Source organism: Streptomyces sp. NPDC058620, from assembly GCF_042717135.1.
GTDB lineage: Bacteria > Actinomycetota > Actinomycetes > Streptomycetales > Streptomycetaceae > Streptomyces.
On record NZ_JBHXQO010000004.1, the window covers coordinates 121180 to 143296 of the forward strand.

A 22117-nucleotide genomic window follows, 5' to 3' on the forward strand; every position below is an offset into this window, starting at 1 on the left:
CAGCTGCCTTTCTGTTGTGCGGGACGCTCAGAGCGCGTCGGGGCCGCGTTCCCCGGTCCGTACGCGGATCGCTGTCTCGACCGGCACGCTCCAGACCTTTCCGTCACCGATCTTGCCGGTGCGGGCGGCCTTGACGACGACGTCGATGAGCTGTTCGGAGTCCTCGTCCTCGACGAGTACCTCGATACGGATCTTCGGCACGAGGTCGACGGTGTACTCGGCACCGCGGTAGACCTCGGTGTGTCCGCGCTGGCGCCCGTAGCCGCTGGCCTCGGTGACCGTGAGTCCCTGGACGCCGAAGGCCTGGAGGGCCTCCTTGATCTCGTCGAGCCGGTGCGGCTTCACGACCGCGGTGATGAGCTTCATGCGTCCACCTTCTTCGTCTTCGCTGCTGCCGTCGTGTCCTGGGAGGCCGTGGTGCGCGGGGCGGCGCCGCCGCCGGCGCCACTGAAGTCGTACGCCGTCTCGGCGTGCTCGACCTGGTCGATGCCGGAGACCTCGTCGTCCTCGGGGACCCGCATCCCGATCGTCTTGTCCAGGAGGAAGGCCAGGACCGCGGAGACGACCAGAGAGTACGCGAGGACCGCGAGGACTCCGACGGCCTGCTTGCCGAGCTGGTCGAGGCCGCCGCCGTAGAAGAGGCCCTTGGCGTCGGACTGGACGCCGCCGGTGGCGAAGAAGCCGACGAGGAGGGAGCCGGCGATGCCGCCGACGAGGTGGACACCGACGACGTCCAGGGAGTCGTCGTAACCGAACTTGTACTTCAGGCCGACCGCCATGGCGCAGAGCACACCGGCGATGACGCCGACGGCGATCGCGCCGAGCGGGCTGACCGCACCGCCGGACGGGGTGATGGCGACGAGGCCCGCGACGGCGCCGGACGCGGCACCCAGGGTGGTGAAGGAGCCGTGGCGGATCTTCTCGTAGCCGAGCCAGGCGAGCATCGCGGCGGCCGTGGCGACCTGCGTGTTGACGAACATGACCGCGCCGACGCCGTCGTCGTTGCCCAGCCACGAGCCGGCGTTGAAGCCGAACCAGCCGAACCAGAGCAGACCGGCACCGAGCATGACGAGCGGCAGGCTGTGCGGCCGCATCGGGTCCTTCTTGAAGCCGACGCGCTTGCCGATGACGAGGATCACGCCGAGAGCGGCGGCACCGGCGTTGATGTGGACGGCCGTACCACCGGCGAAGTCGATGACGCCCATCTCGAAGAGCCAGCCGCCGGCGCCCCAGACCCAGTGCGCGACCGGGAAGTAGACGATGGTGACCCAGAGCGTGATGAACAGGGCCCACGAGGTGAACTTGACCCGGTCGGCGAGAGCACCGCTGATCAGGGCCGGGGTGAGGATGGCGAACATCAGCTGGAAGACGGCGAAGACGTAGACCGGGATGGTGTAGCCGTCCCAGAGCTCGTTGACGCCGATCCCGCTGAGACCGACGTAGTCCGAGGACCAGCCGACGACCGAGCCGATGTCGGCGCCGAAGGCCATGCTGAATCCGTAGAGCACCCACAGGATCGTGACGATCCCGAGGCTGATGAAACTCATCATCAGCATGTTGAGGGTGCTCTTGACGCGGACCATGCCTCCGTAGAAGAAGGCCAGGGCCGGAGTCATGAGCATCACCAGGGCCGAGCAGATGAGCATGAACCCGGTATTGGCGGCAGACAGCTCTGGGGCGTCTGCGGCAAGCGTCATGATGCCTGGGGGCATCGGCGTCTCCTCGTCGTCGGTGCGGCCGCGTGCGGGCGAGAGTGCGGGGCCACTGGGAAAAGGTGCGGGCCGGTTATGCGCCATGAGATTGGCCCAGCGCCGTTTCCGCAGATGCTGCACGGTGTTTCGCCGCAGTGACGAAGAGGCGCGGTGTGTTACGTCCGAATGAACCGGGAGTGGCGTAGGCACTGCGCTGCCCACCATGCGTCCCGTGCCGCATACGGTGCGGTTGAAACGGCCGGGGACGTGAACCGGCCACGACAACGACCCGATGACCTGGCAATGGGGGAGCCGAGTCGGGCTGTACGGGACGGTCGTCGTGGCCGGTGGCGAGAGAGCCGGGTCAGACCGCTTCGGCGGTCTCCGGCAGCTGCTCGTGGAGCAGCTCGGTGAGCCTGGCGACATCGGCGACATCGCCGAAGTCCCTGGCAGCGGTGTCGACGGTCTTGCGGAGCCGGGTGTTGACCCGCTCGGAGCGGACCTTCCTGGCGACCCTCAGGGCGTGCGTGGCGAGCACGGTGGACTGCTCGGGCTCCCGCTTGAGCAGATGGACGGTGGCCATGCCGATCAGATTCAGTGCGTACGACCGCTGGTGCTCGTCGTCCTCGCCGAAGAGCTCGACCGCCCGCTCCATGACGGGCTCGGCCAGGGAGGCGTACGTGGGGCTGCGGCCGGCCACATAGGCCAGGTCACGGTAGGAGTGGGCGTTCTCCCCGTTGAGCTCGGCCTCGGAGAAGAACCTGATCCAGTCGGGCTCGGGCTCGCCGTCGAGTCCGGCGTCGAGGAAGGTGTCCTCGGCCATCCGGACCGCTCGCTTGCACTTGCTGGGCTGGCCCATGTTGGCGTAGGCGCGGGCCTCCATCGCATACAGCATGGCCTGGGTGCGCGCGGTGGCGCAGTCCCGGCTGCCGTACTGCGCGAGATGGATGAGTTCGAGGGCGTCGTCGGGCCGTCCGAGGTGGATCATCTGCCGGCTCATGCTGGAGAGCACGTACGAACCCAGAGGTTTGTCGCCGGCCTCCTTGGAGGCGTGCAGGGCGAGGACGAAGTACTTCTGCGCGGTGGGCTGGAGACCGACGTCGTAGCTCATCCAGCCCGCCAGCTCGGCCAGTTCGGCCGCGCACCGGAAGAGCCGGGTGGCGGTGGCCCCGGGCTGCGGCTCCTGCAGCAGGTCGGTGACCTCGTGGAGCTGTCCGACGACGGCCTTGCGCCGCAGCCCGCCGCCGCACTGGGCGTCCCACTGGCGGAACATCGCCGTGGTGGACTCCAGCAGGTCGAGTTCGGGGCCGGAGAGCCGGGAGGGGCGGCGGGCCGCGGCCGGGGACTCCGGCTCGGCGGGGCCCGCGGCGGGTGCGGGCACCAGCCAGCGCTGCATGGGTTCGATCAGGGCGGGGCCCGCTGCGAGGGCGAGCGAGGAGCCGAGGAAGCCGCGCCGGGCGAGCATCAGGTCGCTGCGGGAGAACTCGGACAGCAGGGCGACGGTCTGCGGCCCCGCCCACGGCAGGTCGACGCCGGACACGGAGGGCGACTGGTGTGCCGTACGCAGTCCGAGGTCCTCGACGGCGACGACGGCGCCGAAACGCTCCGAGAAGAGTTCGGAGAGAATGCGCGGGATCGGCTCGCGGGGTTGTTCACCGTCGAGCCAGCGCCGCACCCGGGAGGTGTCGGTGCTGATGTGGTGGGCGCCCATCTGACGCGCCCTCCGGTTCACCTGCCGCGCGAGTTCGCCCTTTGACCAGCCGCTGCGCACGAACCATGATCCCAGTTGCCCGTTGGGGCGCTTTCCGGCATTCGTCTCGCCTGCGCCGCTGCCACTCACTGGAACGCCCCCATCCCGCCGAAACCTGTCGCGCGAACCACTATCAGAATGCCGTGCATCGATGCTGCCCGTACGGAGGTTGCACGCCCTCGCACAAGAAGTCGGGTTGCCTCCGGCATACCCGTGGCGCCCATACTTCCAGGGTTCGTGTACCGACGGTAATCCTACGATCACCCCTCTCGCGAGGGCCCTTACAGAAACGCCACCATTCGCCACCCCTTCGGATGAACGCGCCCGGCGGCTGTCGCGATTCACTTGACAGGCGGCGATCAACAGCGGGCGGAATGAAGCACTCGGGGGCGCGCGGAATGTGAACGCACCACCCCCCTCGGCACCCGCACCACGATTGGATCGACGACGACACGGCGGGCGGATCGGTGCCTCCGGGTCGTAACCACCGGTGAGTCGGACCCGTTGGAGGGGGCATGGGCTTCACGATCGGCGGCATCCGTGAGATGCGATCCGGCTCGCGGCGCCGCGGCCGTTCGGCCGAGGGCACAGCGGTGGCCGAGTACACAGGACTCTGGGGCTGGGCGGTGACCCCGGGCGCGCGTGCCTCCGCCGGAGTCTGCTCCTGCGGCGACGCGGCCTGTGCCGCCCCGGGCGCGCATCCGCTGGACTTCGCCGAAGAGGTCCCCGCGGGCGCCCCGCTCGACATCGCCGCGGGAGCCTGGGCCGAGGTGCCGGGCGCCGCGATGCTGCTCCCCGTCGGCCGCACCTTCGACATCCTCGACGTCGCCGAAGCGGCCGGGCGCCGCGCGCTGGTGCGGCTGGAGCGCATGGGGCTGCCACTCGGACCGGTGGCCGCCACACCGACCGGGCGCGCACAGTTCTTCGTGGCCCCGGGCGCCGCGGCCGAACTGCCCGAGCTGCTCTACCGGCTGGGCTGGGACGACGCGGACCTCGACCTGCGGGCACTGGGCCCCGGCTCCCACATCACGGCCCCGCCCTCCGACCTCGGGGGCCTGGGGCCGGTCCGCTGGCTACGCCCGCCGGTGCCGGACACCGCGGGCACTCCCCCGCAGGCGCGGCTGGTGCTGGGCACGCTCGCGTACATCTGCCACCGCCTGTAGAACCCGGGTACGCGTGAGGGCCGGGCAAGCCGTCACGCGGCTTGCCCGGCCCTCATCCGTGAGTGACGGTCCGGTGGGACGTCAGTCGCCGATCAGCGCGTCCACGAACGCCTCGGGCTCGAACGGGGCGAGGTCGTCGGGACCCTCACCGAGACCGATCAGCTTCACCGGCACACCGAGCTCGCGCTGCACCGCGATGACGATGCCGCCCTTGGCGGTGCCGTCCAGCTTGGTGAGCACGATGCCGGTGATGTCGACGACCTCGGCGAAGACGCGGGCCTGCACCAGGCCGTTCTGTCCGGTGGTCGCGTCCAGGACGAGCAGGATCTCGTCGAGCGGCCCGTGCTTCTCGACGACCCGCTTGACCTTGCCGAGCTCGTCCATCAGACCGGTCTTGGTGTGCAGACGGCCCGCGGTGTCGATGAGCACGACATCGGCGCCCTCGGCGATACCTTCCTTCACCGCGTCGTAGGCGATCGACGCCGGGTCGCCACCCTCGGGTCCGCGGACGGTGCGGGCACCGACGCGCTCGCCCCAGGTCTGGAGCTGATCGGCGGCGGCGGCACGGAAGGTGTCGGCCGCGCCGAGCACGACGCTGCGGCCGTCGGCGACGAGCACCCGGGCCAGCTTGCCGGTGGTGGTGGTCTTGCCGGTGCCGTTGACACCGACGACCATCACGACGCCGGGGGTCCCGGCGCCGCCCTCCGTCCTGACCGCGCGGTCGAAGTCGGTGCCGAGGAGGGCGACGAGCTCCTCGCGCAGCAGCTTGCGCAGCTCTTCGGGGGTACGGGTGCCAAGGACGCGGACCCGTTCGCGGAGCCGCTCAACGAGTTCCTGGGTGGGAGCGACACCGACGTCGGCGGTGAGGAGCGTGTCCTCGATCTCCTCCCAGGTGTCCTCGTCGAGGTTGTCGCGGGACAACAGCGTGAGCAGGCCCTTGCCCAGGGAGTTCTGGGAGCGGGCGAGCCGGGCGCGCAGCCGTACGAGACGGCCGGCGGTGGGCTCGGGGATTTCGATCGCGGGGGCGGCGGGCGCCTCCGGTTCGGCGGTGGCCGGGGCTTCCTCCGCTTCCGGGAGACCGGCCTCCTCGATGGTGCGCCGCGCTTCGTCGCGCGGCGCCTCGGCTTCCTCGCCGACACGGGGTTCGGCGGGAGGAGTGATGGTCGGCGTGCTCGACGGCGGCGAGGGCGGCAGCTGCTTCTTCTTGCGGCTGCTGACCACGAGCCCGCTGATCAGGCCGACCGCGACCAGGGCGATGACTACAGCAAGGATGACGATTTCCATAACCCGTCCAGTATCGGCCACGGCCGCGACGGGGGCGCTGCTCCGGCTGCCACCCGGACGCACGAGGGGGCGTAATGCACCTTTTGGCGGTAAGGGGCAGTGCGGCGGGGCCCCACCGCCACCGGGCGGCATGACAGCCGATGGGCTACCTTTCTGACGCTGCGTCAGCTACCGTGCCGCCTCGCCAGGCCGATCCGGCGAAGGGACATGCCATGCCGTTCACAGTGCTCCGGTTCAATCTCGTCGACCCCGCGGCCACTCCCGGCACGCTCTCGGCCCGCTACCGCGCCGCGCTGGAGATGGCCCGGTACGCGGACGAGCACGGCATCGACACGGTGCAGACCGAGGAGCACCACGGGGCGGACAACTCCTGGCTGCCCTCCCCCTTCGTCTTCGCGGGTGCGGTCTTCGGAGCGACCCGGCGGATCGCGGTCACGGTCTCGGCGATCATCGGCCCGCTGCACGACCCGCTCCGGCTGGCCGAGGACATCGCGGTCCTCGACCTGCTGAGCGCCGGCCGGCTCGTGACGGTGGCGGGCATCGGCTACCGGCCCGGGGAGTACGAGCGGGCGGGGGTCGAGTGGGGGCGGCGCGGCAGACTCCAGGACGAGCTGCTGGAGACGCTGCTGAGGGCGTGGACCGGGGAGCCGTTCCCGTACCGGGGGCGTACGGTCCGGGTCACCCCCCGCCCGTACACCCAGCCCCGTCCGATGCTCCTCGTGGGCGGCAGTTCGCGGGCCGCGGCGCGGCGGGCGGCGCGGCTGGGGCTGCCCTTCTTCCCCAGTGCGCATCTGCCGGAACTGGAGGCGTACTACCAGGAGCAGCGCACGGAGTACGGGACCGAGGGCTTCTGCATGATGCCGGGCGCGAAGACAGCGCTGCTGCACCTCTCCGAGGACCCGGACCGGACCTGGGCGCACTACGGCGAGCACTTCCTGCACGAGGCGCGTACGTACGCCTCCTGGCAGTCCAAGGACATCCGCTCGGCCGTGCGCTCGGCGGCGACGACGGTGGAGGAGCTGCGCGCCGAGGGCGTGTACCGGGTCCTCACGCCGCAGCAGTGCACGGAGCTGGACGCCGACAGCCTGGTGCTGCATCCGCTGTGCGGCGGGATGCCCGTCGAGGAGGGGTGGCGCAGCCTGCGGCTGTTCTGCGAGGTGGCGGGAAGCGGGACTGCCCCGGCTCAGCAGGGCTGAACCGGGGCAGTCCTCTGTTCGAGGAGAGGGGCAGCGGGGATCAGCCCATCTCCTCCAGCGCCTTGCCCTTGGTCTCCTTCACGAACTTGAGCACGAAGGGGATCGAGAGCACGGCGAAGAAGGTGTAGATGATGTAGGTACCGGAGAGGTTCCAGTCGGCGAGGCTCGGGAAGCTCGCGGTGATCGCCCAGTTGGCGATCCACTGCGCGGATGCGGCGACGCCGAGGGCCGCGGCCCTGATCCGGTTCGGGAACATCTCGCCGAGGAAGACCCAGACGACGACACCCCACGACAGGGCGAAGAAGAGCACGAAGACGTGGGCCGCGATCAGCGCGACGACACCCTGGGTGTTGGGCAGCTTGCCGTCGACCAGATCCGCGGAGAACGCCCACGCCTCGAAGGCCAGCGCGATCGCCATACCGCAGGAGCCGACCAGGGCGAGCGGCCTGCGTCCCACGCGGTCAACCAGGACCATCGCGATCACCGTGCCGATGATGTTGATGATCGACGTGGTGAACGAGTAGAAGAACGAGTCGGTCGGGTCGATGCCGACGGACTGCCACAGCGTCGCCGAGTAGTAGAACGCCACGTTGATGCCGACGAGCTGCTGGAAGACCGAGAGCCCGATGCCGACCCAGACGATCGGCAGGAAACCGAAGCGGCTGCCGAGCAGGTCCTTGAAGCTCGACTTGTGCTCACGGCGCATGGCGGTCTCGATCTCGGCCACCCGTGCGTCGAGGTCCACGTGCGCGCCCTCGACCTCGGCCAGGATCTCCCTGGCCCGGCCCTTCTTGCCGACGGAGATCAGGAACCGCGGCGACTCGGGGATCGCGAACGAGAGCAGTCCGTACAGGACGGCGGGCACGACCATCACGCCGAGCATCCACTGCCAGGCTTCGAGGCCGCCGATCTCGCCGCGCTGGTCGCCGTCGGCGATCTGGAGGATGCCGTAGTTGACCAGCTGCGAGATGGCGATGCCGATGACGATGGCCGCCTGCTGGAAGGAACCGAGCCGGCCGCGGTAGGCGGGGGGCGAGACCTCGGCGATGTACGCGGGTCCGATCACCGAGGCCATACCGATGGCGAAGCCGCCGACCACGCGCCACAGCGCCAGGTCGAGGAGCGAGAACGGCAGTGCCGAGCCGATGGCACTGGCGGTGAACAGCACCGCGGAGATCTGCATGCACCGGATGCGCCCGATCCGGTCCGCGATGCGTCCCGCCGTCGCGGCACCGATCGCACAGCCGATCAGGGCGATGGCGATGACCTGGGCGAGCGTCCCGGAGCCGATGTCGTACCGGTCACGGATCGCTTCCACCGCGCCGTTGATCACTGAGCTGTCGTATCCGAAGAGGAAGCCGCCCATCGCTGCGGCTGCCGTAATGAAGATGACATGGCCGAGGTGGTCCGGATGAGCCTCTCGGGCCCCGGACGCCGGTCCGTTCGCTGTGCTGGTCACATGAACTCCTGATGCCTGGCCGCTACGTCAGGCGTGGGGGGCGAGCTCTCCTAGTGGCACACAACTTTCCCGGCGCCACCACTTGAAGGTAAAAACGACGTTGCAGAGACTATGCGTTCAAGTCTCGAAGTCAAACGCCGGGTGAAGTTCCACTACCCAGGAACGCCAAAAAGGCACGTTGGAGTCGTGACGATTGCGTAAAGGTCAGCGAAGACGCTGGCTGATCACCTTGGAGACGCCGTCACCCTGCATGGAGACGCCGTACAGCGCGTCGGCGACCTCCATCGTCCGCTTCTGATGCGTGATCACGATGAGCTGCGAGCTCTCCTGGAGCTCTTCCATGATCCGGATCAGCCGCTGCAGGTTGGTGTCGTCTAGCGCGGCCTCGACCTCGTCCATCACATAGAAGGGACTGGGCCTGGCCTTGAAGATCGATACCAGCAGGGCCACGGCCGTCAGCGACCGCTCGCCGCCCGAGAGCAGGGAAAGCCGCTTGACCTTCTTGCCCGGCGGACGCGCCTCGACATCCAGACCCGTCGTCAGCATGTTGTCCGGGTCGGTCAGGATCAGCCGCCCCTCACCGCCCGGGAAGAGCCGCGAGAAGACGCCCTCGAACTCGCGGGCGGTGTCCCGGAACGCCTCGGTGAACACCTGCTCGACCCGCTCGTCGACCTCCTTGATCACCTGCATCAGATCGGCCCGGGTCTTCTTCAGGTCTTCAAGCTGCTCGGAGAGGAAGTTGTGCCGCTCCTCCAGGGCGGAGAACTCCTCGAGAGCGAGCGGATTCACCTTCCCGAGTTGCTGATACGCCCGTTCGGCGGCCTTGAGCCGCTTCTCCTGCTCGGCCCTCACGAAGGGCTGCGGCCGGTTACGCGGGTGCTCCGGATCGTCCGGCAGCTCCTCGCCCTCGGCAGCCGGGGACGGCGGCACCAGCTGGTCGGGGCCGTACTCGGCGGCCAGTCCGGCCGGCTCCACCCCCAGCTCCTCCAGGGCCTTCGCCTCCAGCTGCTCGATCCGCAGCCGCTTCTCGGCGCCCAGCACCTCCCCGCGGTGGACGGAGTCGGTCAGCTTGTCCAGCTCGTCCTTGAGCGCGCGGCCCCGGCCGCGCTCGGCGGCCAGACCCCGTTCGCGCTCGGCCTTCGCGGCCTCGGCCGACGCCCGCTCCTCCTCCGCGCGGACGACGGACACCTCCACGTGTGCGAGCAGTTGGCGCGCGCCGGAGGCCACCGCCGAGGCGACCTCGGCCTCGTGGCGCAGCCGGGCGCGGCGCTGTTCGGCACGGGCGCGGGCCTCTCGCTCGGCGCGAGCGCCCCGGTCGAGGGAATCGGCACGACCGGCGAGTGCCTTGACCCGTTCCTCGTGGGTGCGGGCCTGGAGGCGGGCCTCCATCTCGGTCTGGCGGGCGTTGGCCCCGTCGGCGGCGAGCCGGTCACGCACGGAGGTGTCGGGCTCCTCCTCGACCGGGGTCTCCTCGGCGACCAGCAGCCGTTCGGCCAGTTCCTCGGCCTCCTCGGCCGCCCGCTCCAACGCCTCCTGGGCACGGGCCGCGGCAGCGGTCGTGCGCTCCGCCTCCCCCGCGGCGCCACGGGCCTGCCCGGCGAGCCGGCCGAGCTGCTGGGCGACCCCGGACTTCTCCCGCTCGGCCGCCCGGCGGCGCTCCCCCAGCTCCTCGACGAGGGTGGCGCAGCCACGCCGCCGCTCCCCCGCGAGCTGCTGGGCGGCGGCGAGCTCCTCGCACCGTACGGCCAGCTCCGTCAGCTCGGCGGCGGCCTCGTCGACCGATGCCTGCACTTCGAGGAGGCTGGGCGCCCCGGCCGAACCGCCGTGCGCGAAATGGGCACCCAGCACATCGCCCTCACCGGTCACGGCAATCAGTCCGGGGTGAGCGGCGACCAGATCCTCGGCGTCCTCCAGCGTGCCGACGACCACCATGTCCCGCACCAGCCGCCGTACGGCGTCCATCAGCCCGGCCGGCCCGCGCACCAGATCCGCGACAGCGGGCGCCCGGCCCACATCGGTGCCGGAACCGTCCTCCACCTCGGCGTCCCGCGACCGGGGCTCCGCGCCGAGCAGCAGCGCCGCGCGTCCCGCGTCCTGCTTGCGCAGCAGCCTGATCGCGTCCGCGGCCGTGGCCGGGTCCGTGGCCGCGATCGCGTCGGCCGCAGCGCCCAGGGCCGCCGCCACGGCGACCTCGTACCCCGGCACCACGGTGAGCAGCTCGGCGGCCGGGCCGACCAGCCCGGCCGGCCGGTTCTGCGCGTCCAGCAACGCGCCCGTGCCGTCCTTGCGGCGCAGCCCCAGCGACAGCGCCTCATGGCGGGCGGCCAGCGCCGCCCGTTTCCGTTCCGCCGCGGTGGCGGCCTCCCGGGCCGCACCGTGCGCGGCCTCCGCCCCGGCCAGTTCCCGCTTGGCCGCGTCGTGCCGCTCCCCCAGCTCCGCGTCGTCGGCGTCCAGGCCGTCCACCTCGGCCTTGAGCTGTTCGTACTCCTCCTGGGCGGCGACGGCACGGTCGCCGGCCTCGTCCCGGGAGGCGGCCAGCCGGTCGATCTCGGACTGGGCCGAACCGGCCCGGCTGCGGGCTGCGTTGACCTGACCGCGCAGCCGGGCCAGGCCCTCCCGCCGGTCGGCGATGGCCCGGGCCGCGTCCTTGAGCCTGCGCTCCTCGGCCGCCAGCTCCCGCTCCAGGTCCGCCCGGTGCGCGGTGGTGTCCTCCAGGGCGTGCTCCGCCGCCTCCAGCGCGGCGGTCAGCTCGGCCTCCTGCTCGCGAATCCGGGCGGCCTCGCGCTCCATGCTCTCCGGGTCCCTGAAGCCCTGCCCGCGCCGCTCGTCGTCGGGCGCCTCGGTGGCGCTCTTCACCCGGGCGTCGGCGAGCGAGATCGTGCCCCGGACCCGCTCGGCCAGCTGCGACAGCTCGTACCAGGTCTGCTGGGCCCGCTGGAGCCGCGGCGCCAGCCGCCGTACCTCGTCCTCCAGCTCCGCCTCGCGCCCCAGGGCGGCCTTCAGGTCCGCCTCGGCCGCCTCCCGGCGCTGCCTGAGAGCCGCCTCGTCGGCGATCTCGGTGCGCAGCGCCTCGTTCAGCCGCACCAGGTCGTCGGCGAGGAGGCGCAGCCGGGAATCACGGAGGTCGGCCTGGATGACCGCGGCTCGCCGGGCAACGGCGGCCTGCCGGCCGAGCGGCTTCAGCTGCCGCCTCAGCTCGCCTGTGAGGTCCTGGACCCGGGCCAGGTTGGCTCCCATCGCCTCCAGTTTCCGCAGCGCCTTCTCTTTGCGCTTGCGGTGCTTGAGCACACCCGCGGCTTCTTCGATGAATGCGCGCCGCCCCATCGGATCGGCGTGGAGCACGGAGTCCAGCCGCCCCTGACCGACGATGACATGCATCTCACGGCCGATTCCGGAGTCGGAGAGGAGTTCCTGAATGTCGAGGAGCCGGCAGGTGTCGCCATTGATCTGGTATTCGCTGCCGCCGTTGCGGAACATGATCCGCGTGATGGTGACTTCCGCGTACTCGATCGGCAGCGCGCCATCGGAATTGTCAATGGTCAGCGAGACTTCGGCACGCCCGAGCGGAGGCCGGCCGGTGGTGCCGGCGAAGATCACGTCTTCCATCTTGCCGCCGCGCAGGGATTTGGCTCCCTGCTCACCCATGACCCAGGAGAGCGCATCCACCACATTGGATTTGCCGGACCCATTGGGTCCGACGACACAGGTGATCCCGGGCTCGAACCGCAGGGTCGTGGCGGAGGCGAATGATTTGAAACCACGCAGGGTCAGGGCCTTGAGGTGCACGCCGCCGGACTCTACCTTTCACTCTCGGTTTCGCTGATGGAGGTGCAGGGCACATCAGACGGTAAGCGAAGGGCTGTACGCCCGGGGCGGACCGGGGGGAATCACTGGGGGCAAGAAAAAGGGACGCCGAAGCGTCCCCTGGACTTGATCAGCCCTGCCCTACGGACCGAGGCCGACCGGTTTCACGAGCAACCTCGATGACCAGGGACGACGATCCGTGACGAAGGCATTCTTGTGTTGAACTCAGGCGGCTGCCCTATGCAGCCCGGCCGGCCCCGACGGGGTACCGGTCAGGTCAGCGCGGGCTCCGCCTGGGGTACGTCGATGTCGATGCTGTCGAGCAACGACTCCTGGTGCTGAGCGGCGGCGTTGAGCGCGTCGTTTTCGTCCTGAATCCGGACAAGCTCGGATTCCAGGTCCTGGACGCGCTGCTGGAGCCGTCGCATCTCGGCGAGGAGTCGCGGGTCGGAACCGCCGACGTAACCGAGAAGCGCCTTTGCCATGATGGATGGTCCTCCACACTGAGTGACCGACCGAAGCGGTGTGGGTCGTGAGGGAATCGCACCCGCGGTGCTGGCAGTGCTCTGTCACCACTGCGGTTCTGCTGCCAAACAGCTCTGCCAACAGCTAAGGTGCGCGGGGTTTTCAGCGTCTCACCAAAAAGTTTGACGGTCAACACGATCACACCCTGCAGAGGCGGGCGTCCCGGGGGTGCGCGGCCTGTGGATCATGCGGCGCGACTCTCCTGCGGGGCCCAGGCGGACGGGAGGATCTTCGTTACCGCCGCAGCCTGGCATGTCGGCCCGCTCTTGGCAACCATCACCGGCCGACGCGTCAATTCGCAGGTCATTTCGGGTGCGCCGCCCTGAGAGGGACTCCGGTCACGCCTCGCCGCACCTCGAATACGGAGCGGAACGGGGCCTGATCCCCGACTCCCGTTCAGCGGATTGCGAATCCGTCGTATCCACCGCGCGGGGTGTCCCAGATCTCAGTCACGCCATCCACGTGGCCGGGTGTGTCGTCGGACCGCAACCAGTCCAGCAGCCGGTGGCAATTCTCACGTGGTCCCTCGGCCACCACCTGCACCCTGCCGTCATCGAGATTGAGTGCGAAGCCGCGGAGACCACCGATCTCCAAAGCGTTTGCCCTGGTGAACCAGCGGAACCCTACTTGCTGTACTCGGCCGCGTACCCAAACAACGAGTCGTGCATCTTCGTTCATACCCGAACGCTAACTGGCCAATTGCTCACGGAGCACGTCGCCCCTTTTCGTCATGGCGTACAGTCCGGTCGCAATAGTCTCACCCGAACGGGTGAGGCTTGTGAGAGTCACGGTGACGCCGCGAGGGCGTCCGGAGCACATGGAAGGCACAGCGCATGGGACGCCACGGCAAGAAGCGGGCCTCGATACCCGTACGCACGGGTCTCCTCGGCGTCTCGGCGGCCATGGCCGTCGGTGCGGTCGCCGTCACCTCCGGTCTGCTGCCCGGCGGTGACTCCTTCGACATACGCGGCAGCGGCTCCGCGGCGGACCAGATCCGCTCCGGCGGTGCGCCCGACCTCCTGACGCAGGGCGGTACGACGGCCTCGCCGACGGACCGCGCCTCGGCCTCCACCGGGACGAGCCGCTCCAGTGAGCGCCCCGCGGCCCCCTCCACCTCGGCTTCCTCGAAGTCCGCCGAGCCCAGCAAGCCGGCCGCGACCCCTTCGAAGAGCGCCAAGGAGTCGAAGCAGCCGACGAGGCAGCCGACGAAGGCGCCCGCGAAGAAGACCGGGACGAAGACGAGCACCGCACCGGCCGCCAAGACCCCGGCCGCACCGAAGACCTCGTCCGCCGCACCGGCTCCCAAGCCCTCGGCCCCGGACACCGACGCGACCGAGTCCGCCCGCGCCGCCGTGCTCTCCCTCGTCAACCAGGAACGCGCGAAGGTCGGCTGCAGCCCGGTCGCCGCGTCCCGCGGGCTGACCTCCCTCGCACAGGACTTCAGCGAGGACATGGCCGCACGCGGCTTCTTCGCCCACACCGACCCCGACGGGACGACCCCGTGGGACCGTGCGGCGAAGGCGGGCGTGCTGGGGCTCGGCGGCGAGAACATCGCCCGCGGCCAGGCCGGCGCACAGGCCGTGATGGACGGCTGGATGAACAGCGACGGCCACCGGGCGAACATTCTCAACTGCGATTACAAGACGCTCGGAGTCGGCGTCCACTTCGGCTCCGGCGGCCCCTGGTGGACGCAGGACTTCGGCTTCTGAGAAGTCGGCGCCGGGCCCGGGGCCCGCGCCGCGACCCGCGCCACCCGCACGGAGTGCGCTGTTCTCACCCTGGGCGCCCTGGGTCCTGTGAGGATGAGGGCCGTTCCCTGCCCGGTGGTGCCAAGCCCGTGGGCACTACGACACGAGCTGGACGCGCGGCGGCCGCTGACAGCGCGGGCAGTAGTAGCTGGAGCGGTTCATCCAGGCCCGGCGGCGGATCGGCGTACCGCAGCGGTGGCACGGCTCGCCCTCTCGTCCGTACGCGTCCAGTGACCGGTCGAAGTAGCCGGACTCGCCGTTCACGTTCACGTAGAGACTGTCGAAGCTGGTGCCGCCCTGTGCGAGTGCCTCGTTCATGACGTCCCGGACGTGGCCGAGCAGTGCGGTCGTCGCGGGGCGCGTGAGCGTCGCGGTGGGCCGCTCGTAGTGCAGCCGGGACCGCCACAGGGACTCGTCCGCGTAGATGTTGCCGACGCCGCTGATCAGCGTCTGGTCGAGCAGTGCGCGCTTGACCGTGGTGCGGCGCAGCCGCAGGGCCGTGTGGAACGCCGCGTCGTCGAAGGCCGGGTCGAGGGGGTCGCGGGCGATGTGCGCGATGACGTCGGGCAGTCCGTCCGGACTGTTCTCGTGCAGCGAGAGACCGCCGAAGGTCCGCTGGTCGACGAAGCGCAGCTCGGTGCCGAGGGCGTCGTCGAACACGATCCTGATCCGCAGGTGCTTCTCGTCGGGTGCGTCCTGCGGCTGTACGAGCAACTGGCCGCTCATCCCCAGGTGTCCCAGGAGGGAGAACGTCATGTCGTCGAGCGGCACCCAGAGGTACTTGCCGCGGCGCATGGCCGTGCCGAAGCGGATTCCGTGCAGCCGCGCCGCGAAGTCGGGCCCGCCCGCGAGGTGCCTGCGGACCGCACGCGGATGCAGGACCTCCACCGCGCCGACGGTGCGCCCGGCGACCCAGCGCTCCAGACCCCGCCGTACGACTTCGACCTCGGGCAGCTCGGGCACGGTGACGCTCCTGGGGAGATCTGGGCGGTGCGGGACAGGGAAAACCCCCCGGTGCACCAGGCACCGAGGGGCTTCCTCATGGTTCAGGCCGGAGCGACGTCCGTGTTCGGCGACGACGGTTCGTCAGGGGTGACGGCGACCCCTGCGTCGGCGGCGGCCTTGGCCGCTGCCCGTCGCGCTTCAGCGTCGGCGCTGATCTCGCGCCAGGCGGACTCCGCCGCCTGTTGCTCCGCTTCCTTCTTGCTACGGCCGGTGCCGGTGCCGTACGAGACACCACCGACGCGAGCAGCAGCAGTAAAGGTCTTCTCGTGATCCGGGCCGGTCTCCGTGACGAGGTACTCGGGAACTCCGAGGCTCTCGCTCGCGGTGAGCTCCTGGAGGCTGGTTTTCCAGTCCAGGCCGGCGCCGAGGTTGGAGGACCTGTCGATCAGCGGGTCGAAGAGCCGGTGAACCAGCTCCGAGGCCACGCCGAGGCCCTGGTCGAGATAGACGGCACCGATCACTGCTTCCAGTGTGTCGGCGAGGATGGAAGCCTTGTCCCGGCCACCCGTGCCCTCTTCACCGCGGCCGAGCCGGATGAAGGAGCCGAGTTCGAGGCCGCGGCCCACTTCCGCAAGTGCACGTGAGTTGACCACCGCGGCCCGCAACTTGGCCAGCTGGCCTTCGGGCAGGTCGGGGTGGGTCCGGTACAGCGTGTCCGTGACCACCAGGCCGAGCACCGAATCCCCGAGGAATTCGAGACGCTCGTTGGTGGGCAGACCGCCGTTCTCGTATGCGTACGAACGGTGGGTCAGTGCACGCACCAGAAGGGCGGACTCGAGGTGATACCCGAGCCGCCCTTCCAGAAGCGTGTGGGACGAGGCTGTGTTGACGTTGTCTGCCTGCTTCTTGGCGCTGGACAACTCAGACATCGGGCCTCTCACCAGCCGCTCAGACCTCGAGGACCTGGCGCTTGTTGTAGGTGCCGCAGCTCGGGCACGCAATGTGCTGGAGCTTCGGCTCCTGGCAACGCTCGCACGAAACCAGGGTGGGGACCGCAGCCTTCCACTGCGACCGGCGGTGGCGCGTGTTGCTGCGCGACATCTTCCGCTTCGGAACAGCCACGGCTACTTCTCCTGCTTCTCGTCGACGCCTGCTTCGGCGCCGCCCATGTTGTCCTTCTCGCCGTCCTGAACGGTCTCGGCGAGTCCTTGCAGTGCCGCCCAACGAATATCGACGGCATCGTGGTGGTGGCCGGGATTCTCGTCCAGCCTGATTCCGCATTCGGAACACAGACCGGCACAGGTCTCCTTGCACACCGGCTGCAGCGGCAGTGCGAGCACCACCGCGTCACGCAGCACTGACTCGAGGTCGAACAAGCCGTCCTCGAGGAAGAACCTGTCCTCGTCGTCCTCGGCGTCGTCGACCGGCTCCGCAGTCCTGCTGCGGCCCCGGTCATCGGCGTCAGGGTACGAGAACATCTCCTGGAAGTCCGCCGAAACCTCTCGGCTCAGCGGCTCCAGACACCTTACGCACTCCGCTTCGGCCGTCGCACGGGCGGTGCCTGTGACAAGCACCCCTTCCATGACCGACTCAAGGCGGAGGTCGAGCGCCAGGGGTGCGCCTTCCGGCACACCGATGACTCCGTCGATACCCAGGTCCTTGGGTGCCTCCACCGAGCGGGTCAGCCGCTTGAGGGCACCAGGACGCCGACCCAGCTCGCGCGTATCGAACACGAGAGGGTTGCGGTGGTCGAGGTGGCCGTTCAGGGCTTTTCCTGCTTTCGAGTCATGTGCATCGCGCTGCTCCGGGGAAGGCTGTCCCGGCTTCGGATGAGAAGCGGGCAGCCGGGATCGCGGACATAGGCGCGACCGAATAGCCAGGATACTGGACGCACCGCCCAGCACCCAATCGGGTCCCGGGCGGTCCGGACCGCCCGGTCAGCGCCCCTGTTCGTAGCGGCGCAGCTGCTCCAGGTCGATCATGCTCGTGTCGAAGAGGCTGGTCTCGTCCAGTGCGCTCTCACCCTGCTGCGCCGGGGGCTGGGAGGGCTGCTGCGGCCAGCTGTACTCCTGCTGCTGGGGCTGCCCCTGGTTCGGGTCGTAGCCCTGCTGCGCGTAGCCGGCGTACGGGTCGGGCTGCTGTTGGTATCCGTAGGCGTCCTGCTGGACGGGCTGGTCCTGGTACGCGTACGTCTGCGCGTACTGCGGCTCGGGCTGCGCCTGGACCGGGAAGTCCGGCTGTGTCTGGACCGGGAAGTCCGGCTGCGCCGGGGCCTGGAAGTGCGACTGCTGGGACACGGGCTCCGGCGTGGAGAGCTCGGCCAGGCCGGCCCAGTGGTCCTCGTCGCTGGTGCGCACCTGGTTGCCCGCCGCGTCCTGGGCGGCCATGTGAGCCCCGAGGTCGTCGGTGGCGACCCGGCCGTGCAGCTTCTGGCGCCCGCGGCCGACCGCTTCCAGGGTCTTGGCGAGTACGGCCTCGAAGGCGCCGAGCTTCGTGTCGACGTACTCGTCCGCCCGCCGCTGGAGCGTCTCCGGATCGGCGCTGCGTTCCGGCGCCTCGGCGAAGTCGGGGTCCTCGTAGCCCTGGCCGTCGTAGCCCTGACCACGGCCGAGGAGCTTCTCGCGGCCCCGGTCGACGGAGCCGATGGTCTTGGTGAGGACGACCTCGAAGTTGGCGAGCTTGCTGTCGACGTACTCGTCGGCCTCGGCCCTGACCTCTTCGGCGTCCCTGCGGGCCTCCGAGAGGATACGGTCGGCCTCGTCCTGGGACCGGCGGGCGATCTCCGTGTCGGAGATCAGCGAGCCGCGCTGGGCGTGGGCGGACTCGATGATCCGCTCGGCCTCCTGGCGGGCCTGCTCGACCAGCTGCTCACGGCCGCCGATGAGCTCCTGGGCGTGGGCGAGGGAGCCGGGCAGGGCCTCGCGTACCTCTTCGAGCATGGCGAGCAGCTCGGCGCGGTTGACCACGCACGACGCCGACATGGGCATGGACCGGGCGTTCCCTACCGCCGCGACGATCTCGTCGAGCTTCTTCTGCACGTCCACCGTGTGCTCGCCACTCTCTGCTGCTGTTGGAGACGGACGGGACGACTGTAAGGCCAGTCGGCTCCCGTCCGACACCTGGTGACGGACGGTCAGCGACTCACTTCTGGCCGAGACGCTCCGTGAGTGCCTCGTGGACCCTGGGCGGCAGCAGGTGGGAGACGTCTCCGCCCCAGGTCGCCACCTCCTTGACCAGGGAGGACGACAAGAAGCTGTACGTGGGGTTGGTCGGCACGAAGAGCGTTTCGACGCCGGAGAGGCCGTTGTTCATCTGGGCCATCTGGAGCTCGTAGTCGAAGTCGCTGACGGCCCGCAGGCCCTTCACGATCGCCGGGATGTCGCGCTGCTTGCAGAAGTCGACCAGGAGGCCGTGGAAGGACTCGACCTCGACGTTGCCGAAGTCGGCGGTGACCTCGCGGATCAGGTCGATCCGCTCCTCCACCGTGAAGAGCCCCTTCTTGGACTGGTTGATCATCACCGCGACGTGTACGACGTCGTACAGCTTCGAGGCACGGCCAATGATGTCGAGGTGTCCATTGGTGATGGGGTCGAATGACCCCGGACAGACGGCGCGGCGCAACGTGATTCCCTCCCTCTCCGGTCCGGTCATCGTGCGTCTTCGCACGTAGAGGCGGCGCGACCGTACCAAAGCGTTCCCTCGCCGTAGCGACGGGCCCGCAGTGGCTCGAATCCCTTGGGCCAGTTGAATTCTCCGCCTCTGGTGCTCCGCTCCACGGTGACGAGCGCATCGTCGGTGAGCCAGCCCTGAGTACGGAGTGTGACCAGCATCTCGCCAAGATCCTCGTCCGTGACGGCGTACGGCGGGTCCAGGAACACCACGTCGTAGGGCTCGGCGGGCGCCGGTCCTGTCACGATCTGTTCGGCTTTGCCTGCGCGGACCTCGGCGCCGGGCAGGCCGAGCGTGCGGACGTTGTCGCGCACGACGCGGACGGCGCGGGCATCGGCCTCGACGAGCAGGGCGTGGACGCCGCCCCGGGAGAGTGCTTCGAGGCCGACGGCACCGGAACCCGCGTACAGATCCGCGATGCGGATGCCCTCCAGGGTGCCGAGGAGCGCTTCCCAGGTGGAGAACAGGCCCTCGCGCGCCCGGTCGGACGTGGGACGGGTGCCGGTGCCGGGCGGGACGGCCAGTCGGCGTCCGCCGGCCGAGCCGGCGATCACGCGGGTCATGGGTGTCTGGTCCTAGGGTCGCGGGTGGCACACAGGGCGGTACGCGTGCCGTGCACCCACGATATGGCGTCCGGGCCGTCCGGGCCCCGGTCACCCCTTGTCGAGATACTCCTCGCGCTCCTTGTCCAGGAGCGCGTCCAGCGCCGTACGCAGCTCCGGCAGATGCTCCAGCGCCGGGTCGGCCGCGACGACGACGACGGCCTCCTCGCGGGCGGCGGCGATCACCTCTTCGTCGTCGATGACGCTGAGCACCCGCAGGGAGGAACGCACGCCGGACTGGGCCTGGCCGAGGACATCGCCCTCGCGGCGCTGCTCCAGGTCGATCCGGGAGAGCTCGAAGCCGTCGAGGGTGGCGGCGACCGCGGAGAGCCGGGCCCGCGCGGGGCTCGCCTCATGGGCCTCGCTGACCAGCAGGCAGAGGCCGGGCGCGGAGCCACGTCCGACCCGGCCGCGCAACTGGTGCAGCTGGGACACCCCGAAACGGTCCGCGTCCATGATCACCATCGCGGTGGCGTTGGGGACGTTCACACCGACCTCGATGACGGTCGTGGCGACCAGTACGTCGACCTGCCCCGCGGCGAAGCGGCGCATCACGTCGTCCTTGTCGTCGGGGTGCATCCTGCCGTGCAGCACCTCGATCCGGAGCCCCGCGAGCGCGCCCTTGCGCAGCTCCTCGGCGATCTCCAGCACGGCCAGCGGGGGCCGCTTCTCGCCGTCGTCCTCGGGGGCGGCGCCCTTGGCGCCCTTCCCCTTCTTCCCCTTCTTCTCCGCGGCCTCGTCGGCGTCGTCACCGATGCGGGGGCAGACGACGTACGCCTGGTGGCCGTTCTCCACTTCCTCGCGGACCCGTTCCCAGGCCCGGCTGAGGAAGTGCGGCTTGTCCTTGGCGGGGACGACATGGCTGGCGATCGGCGAACGGCCCGCCGGGAGCTGGTCCAGTACGGAGGTCTCCAGATCGCCGAAGACCGTCATCGCGACCGTGCGCGGAATGGGGGTGGCGGTCATGACCAGCAGATGGGGCGGCTGCTTGCCCTTCGAGCGCAGGGCGTCGCGCTGCTCCACCCCGAAGCGGTGCTGCTCGTCGACGACCACGAGTCCCAGGTCGTGGAACTGCACCTTGTCCTCGATCAGCGCATGGGTGCCGATCACGATCCCGGCCTCGCCTGTGACCAGGTCGAGCAGCGCCTGCCGACGGGCCGGGACGCCCATGGACCCGGTGAGGAGCACGACCTTGGTGCCCAGGTCGGAGCCGCCGAGCATGCCGCCCTCGGCGAGCTCGCCCATCATCTCGGTGATGGAGCGGTGATGCTGCTGGGCGAGCACTTCGGTCGGCGCGAGCATGGCGGCCTGCCCGCCCGCGTCGACGACGCCGAGCATGGCGCGCAGGGCGACCATGGTCTTTCCCGAGCCGACCTCGCCCTGGAGCAGGCGGTGCATCGGGTGCTCCGTGGCCAGGTCGTCGAAGATCTCCCTGGACACCTTCTCCTGGCCCTCGGTGAGGGTGAACGGCAGCTTCGCGTCGAAGGCGTCGAGCAGCCCGTCCGGTACGGATCTGCGGGCCACGGCGGGCAGTTGGGTGTCGGCATAGCGCCGGCGGGCCAGTGCGACCTGGAGGACGAATGCCTCGTCCCACTTCAGCCGGTCCCTGGCGTCCGCGATGTCGGCCCTGGTCTGCGGGCGGTGGATCTTGAGCAGCGCCTCGGGCAGCTTCGCGAAGCCGCGCCCCTCGCGCAAAGCGGGCGGCAGCGGGTCGACTGCGTCCTGGGCGCTGGGCAGCACCGCGTCGACGGCCTTGGCGATCCGCCAGGAGTCGAGCTGCTTGCAGGCCGGGTAGATCGGCAGCAGCTTGCCGGCGAAGGCGTCGACCGCCTCGGTGGCCTCGTCGGTGCCGGCTGCGTCGAGCAGTTGGTACGTGGGGTGCGCGAGCTGCATCTTCCGGTTGAACACGGAGACCTTCCCCGCGAACATCGCCCGTCGGCCGGGCAGCAGTTCCTTGTGCGGCTTGTGGACTCCGTGGCCGAAGAAGACCAGTTGGAGCCGGCCGCTGCCGTCGGTGAGGGTGACTTCGAGGCGCTTGCCCCTGCCGTTGTTGAACACCATGATCCGCGCGTCGGCGACCTGCGCGACGACGGTCACGTGCTCGTCCAGCGGGAGGTCGGACAGCGCCGTGAGCTGGCCGCGCTCCTCGTACCGCCGCGGGTAGTGGTGGAGCAGATCACCGACCGTGTGCAGGTCGAGGTGTTCGGCCATCACCTTCGCGGTGGCTCCGCCGAGCAGCTTCTTCAGGGGTTCATCGAACGAAGACACGCGATCCATTGCA

The 22117-nt window shown here is 69.9% G+C and carries 19 protein-coding genes; 3 read left to right on the forward strand and 16 right to left on the reverse strand.

The window, feature by feature from the left end; genetic code table 11:
• Positions 1-27: 27 nt before the first annotated feature.
• From ACFWSK_RS06880 to ACFWSK_RS06890, 3 genes are all read right to left on the reverse strand, one after another.
• The gene (locus tag ACFWSK_RS06880) at positions 28-366 is read right to left on the reverse strand and encodes a P-II family nitrogen regulator (protein ID WP_136330688.1); all 339 of its coding nucleotides are present in this window, start codon (positions 364-366) and stop codon (positions 28-30) included.
• Entirely contained in the window at positions 363-1712 is a 1350-nt protein-coding gene (locus ACFWSK_RS06885; RefSeq protein ID WP_383782791.1) for an ammonium transporter, read from the reverse strand. Before ACFWSK_RS06885 ends, ACFWSK_RS06880 begins: the two co-directional genes overlap by 4 nt.
• Before the next feature lie 343 nt (positions 1713-2055).
• Positions 2056-3531, reverse strand: a complete 1476-nt coding sequence (locus ACFWSK_RS06890) for a hypothetical protein (RefSeq protein WP_383782793.1) — start codon at positions 3529-3531, stop codon at positions 2056-2058.
• A 425-nt stretch (positions 3532-3956) separates the two neighbouring features.
• On the opposite strand from ACFWSK_RS06890, the gene ACFWSK_RS06895 reads away from it, so the two are divergent.
• Positions 3957-4604 (forward strand): bifunctional DNA primase/polymerase, encoded by a 648-nt coding sequence (locus ACFWSK_RS06895; protein ID WP_383782795.1) that lies wholly within the window; start codon positions 3957-3959, stop codon positions 4602-4604.
• 81 nt (positions 4605-4685) lie between these two features.
• Here the strand turns inward: ACFWSK_RS06895 and ftsY are convergent, their stop codons facing one another.
• Entirely contained in the window at positions 4686-5888 is a 1203-nt protein-coding gene (ftsY, locus tag ACFWSK_RS06900) for a signal recognition particle-docking protein FtsY (RefSeq protein WP_383782797.1), read from the reverse strand.
• 212 nt (positions 5889-6100) lie between these two features.
• On the opposite strand from ftsY, the gene ACFWSK_RS06905 reads away from it, so the two are divergent.
• Complete coding sequence (locus ACFWSK_RS06905) at positions 6101-7084, forward strand: LLM class flavin-dependent oxidoreductase (RefSeq protein WP_383782799.1); 984 nt, start codon at positions 6101-6103, stop codon at positions 7082-7084.
• 40 nt (positions 7085-7124) lie between these two features.
• Here ACFWSK_RS06905 and ACFWSK_RS06910 read toward each other — a convergent pair whose 3' ends face one another.
• The 4 genes from ACFWSK_RS06910 to ACFWSK_RS06925 all read right to left on the reverse strand — a co-directional run bounded on the left by ACFWSK_RS06910 (position 7125) and on the right by ACFWSK_RS06925 (position 13550).
• On the reverse strand, positions 7125-8543 hold the full coding sequence (locus ACFWSK_RS06910) for a sugar porter family MFS transporter (RefSeq protein ID WP_383782802.1): 1419 nt from the start codon (positions 8541-8543) through the stop codon (positions 7125-7127).
• Positions 8544-8747: 204 nt separating this feature from the next.
• Positions 8748-12329 (reverse strand): chromosome segregation protein SMC, encoded by a 3582-nt coding sequence (gene smc, locus ACFWSK_RS06915; RefSeq protein ID WP_383782804.1) that lies wholly within the window; start codon positions 12327-12329, stop codon positions 8748-8750.
• Between the two features lie 290 nt (positions 12330-12619).
• The gene (locus ACFWSK_RS06920) at positions 12620-12832 is read right to left on the reverse strand and encodes a hypothetical protein (RefSeq protein WP_018551753.1); all 213 of its coding nucleotides are present in this window, start codon (positions 12830-12832) and stop codon (positions 12620-12622) included.
• Between the two features lie 436 nt (positions 12833-13268).
• Positions 13269-13550 carry an acylphosphatase gene (locus ACFWSK_RS06925; RefSeq protein WP_383782806.1) on the reverse strand — a complete coding sequence of 94 codons (282 nt, stop codon included), beginning with the start codon at positions 13548-13550 and terminating at the stop codon, positions 13269-13271.
• A gap of 155 nt (positions 13551-13705) precedes the next feature.
• Here ACFWSK_RS06925 and ACFWSK_RS06930 point away from each other — a divergent pair, with 155 nt between their 5' ends.
• Entirely contained in the window at positions 13706-14581 is an 876-nt protein-coding gene (locus ACFWSK_RS06930) for a CAP domain-containing protein (protein WP_383782808.1), read from the forward strand.
• Between the two features lie 135 nt (positions 14582-14716).
• Here ACFWSK_RS06930 and mutM read toward each other — a convergent pair whose 3' ends face one another.
• From mutM to recG, 8 genes are all read right to left on the reverse strand, one after another.
• Positions 14717-15583, reverse strand: a complete 867-nt coding sequence (mutM, locus tag ACFWSK_RS06935; RefSeq protein WP_383782810.1) for a bifunctional DNA-formamidopyrimidine glycosylase/DNA-(apurinic or apyrimidinic site) lyase — start codon at positions 15581-15583, stop codon at positions 14717-14719.
• 83 nt (positions 15584-15666) lie between these two features.
• Positions 15667-16494, reverse strand: coding sequence for a ribonuclease III (gene rnc / locus ACFWSK_RS06940; RefSeq protein WP_383782812.1), 828 nt, complete (start codon positions 16492-16494; stop codon positions 15667-15669).
• 19 nt (positions 16495-16513) lie between these two features.
• Positions 16514-16687, reverse strand: a complete 174-nt coding sequence (gene rpmF / locus ACFWSK_RS06945) for a 50S ribosomal protein L32 (RefSeq protein WP_003965982.1) — start codon at positions 16685-16687, stop codon at positions 16514-16516.
• A gap of 2 nt (positions 16688-16689) precedes the next feature.
• Positions 16690-17298, reverse strand: a complete 609-nt coding sequence (locus ACFWSK_RS06950; RefSeq protein WP_383782931.1) for a YceD family protein — start codon at positions 17296-17298, stop codon at positions 16690-16692.
• A 204-nt stretch (positions 17299-17502) separates the two neighbouring features.
• Positions 17503-18609, reverse strand: coding sequence for an ATP synthase F0 subunit B (locus ACFWSK_RS06955; RefSeq protein ID WP_383782814.1), 1107 nt, complete (start codon positions 18607-18609; stop codon positions 17503-17505).
• Positions 18610-18706: 97 nt separating this feature from the next.
• Positions 18707-19186, reverse strand: coding sequence for a pantetheine-phosphate adenylyltransferase (gene coaD / locus ACFWSK_RS06960; RefSeq protein ID WP_383782932.1), 480 nt, complete (start codon positions 19184-19186; stop codon positions 18707-18709).
• A 26-nt stretch (positions 19187-19212) separates the two neighbouring features.
• A complete protein-coding gene (gene rsmD / locus ACFWSK_RS06965) occupies positions 19213-19797 on the reverse strand; it encodes a 16S rRNA (guanine(966)-N(2))-methyltransferase RsmD (RefSeq protein ID WP_383782816.1) in 585 nt (194 codons plus the stop codon).
• 90 nt (positions 19798-19887) lie between these two features.
• Entirely contained in the window at positions 19888-22113 is a 2226-nt protein-coding gene (gene recG / locus ACFWSK_RS06970; protein WP_383782818.1) for an ATP-dependent DNA helicase RecG, read from the reverse strand.
• Positions 22114-22117: the final 4 nt, after the last annotated feature.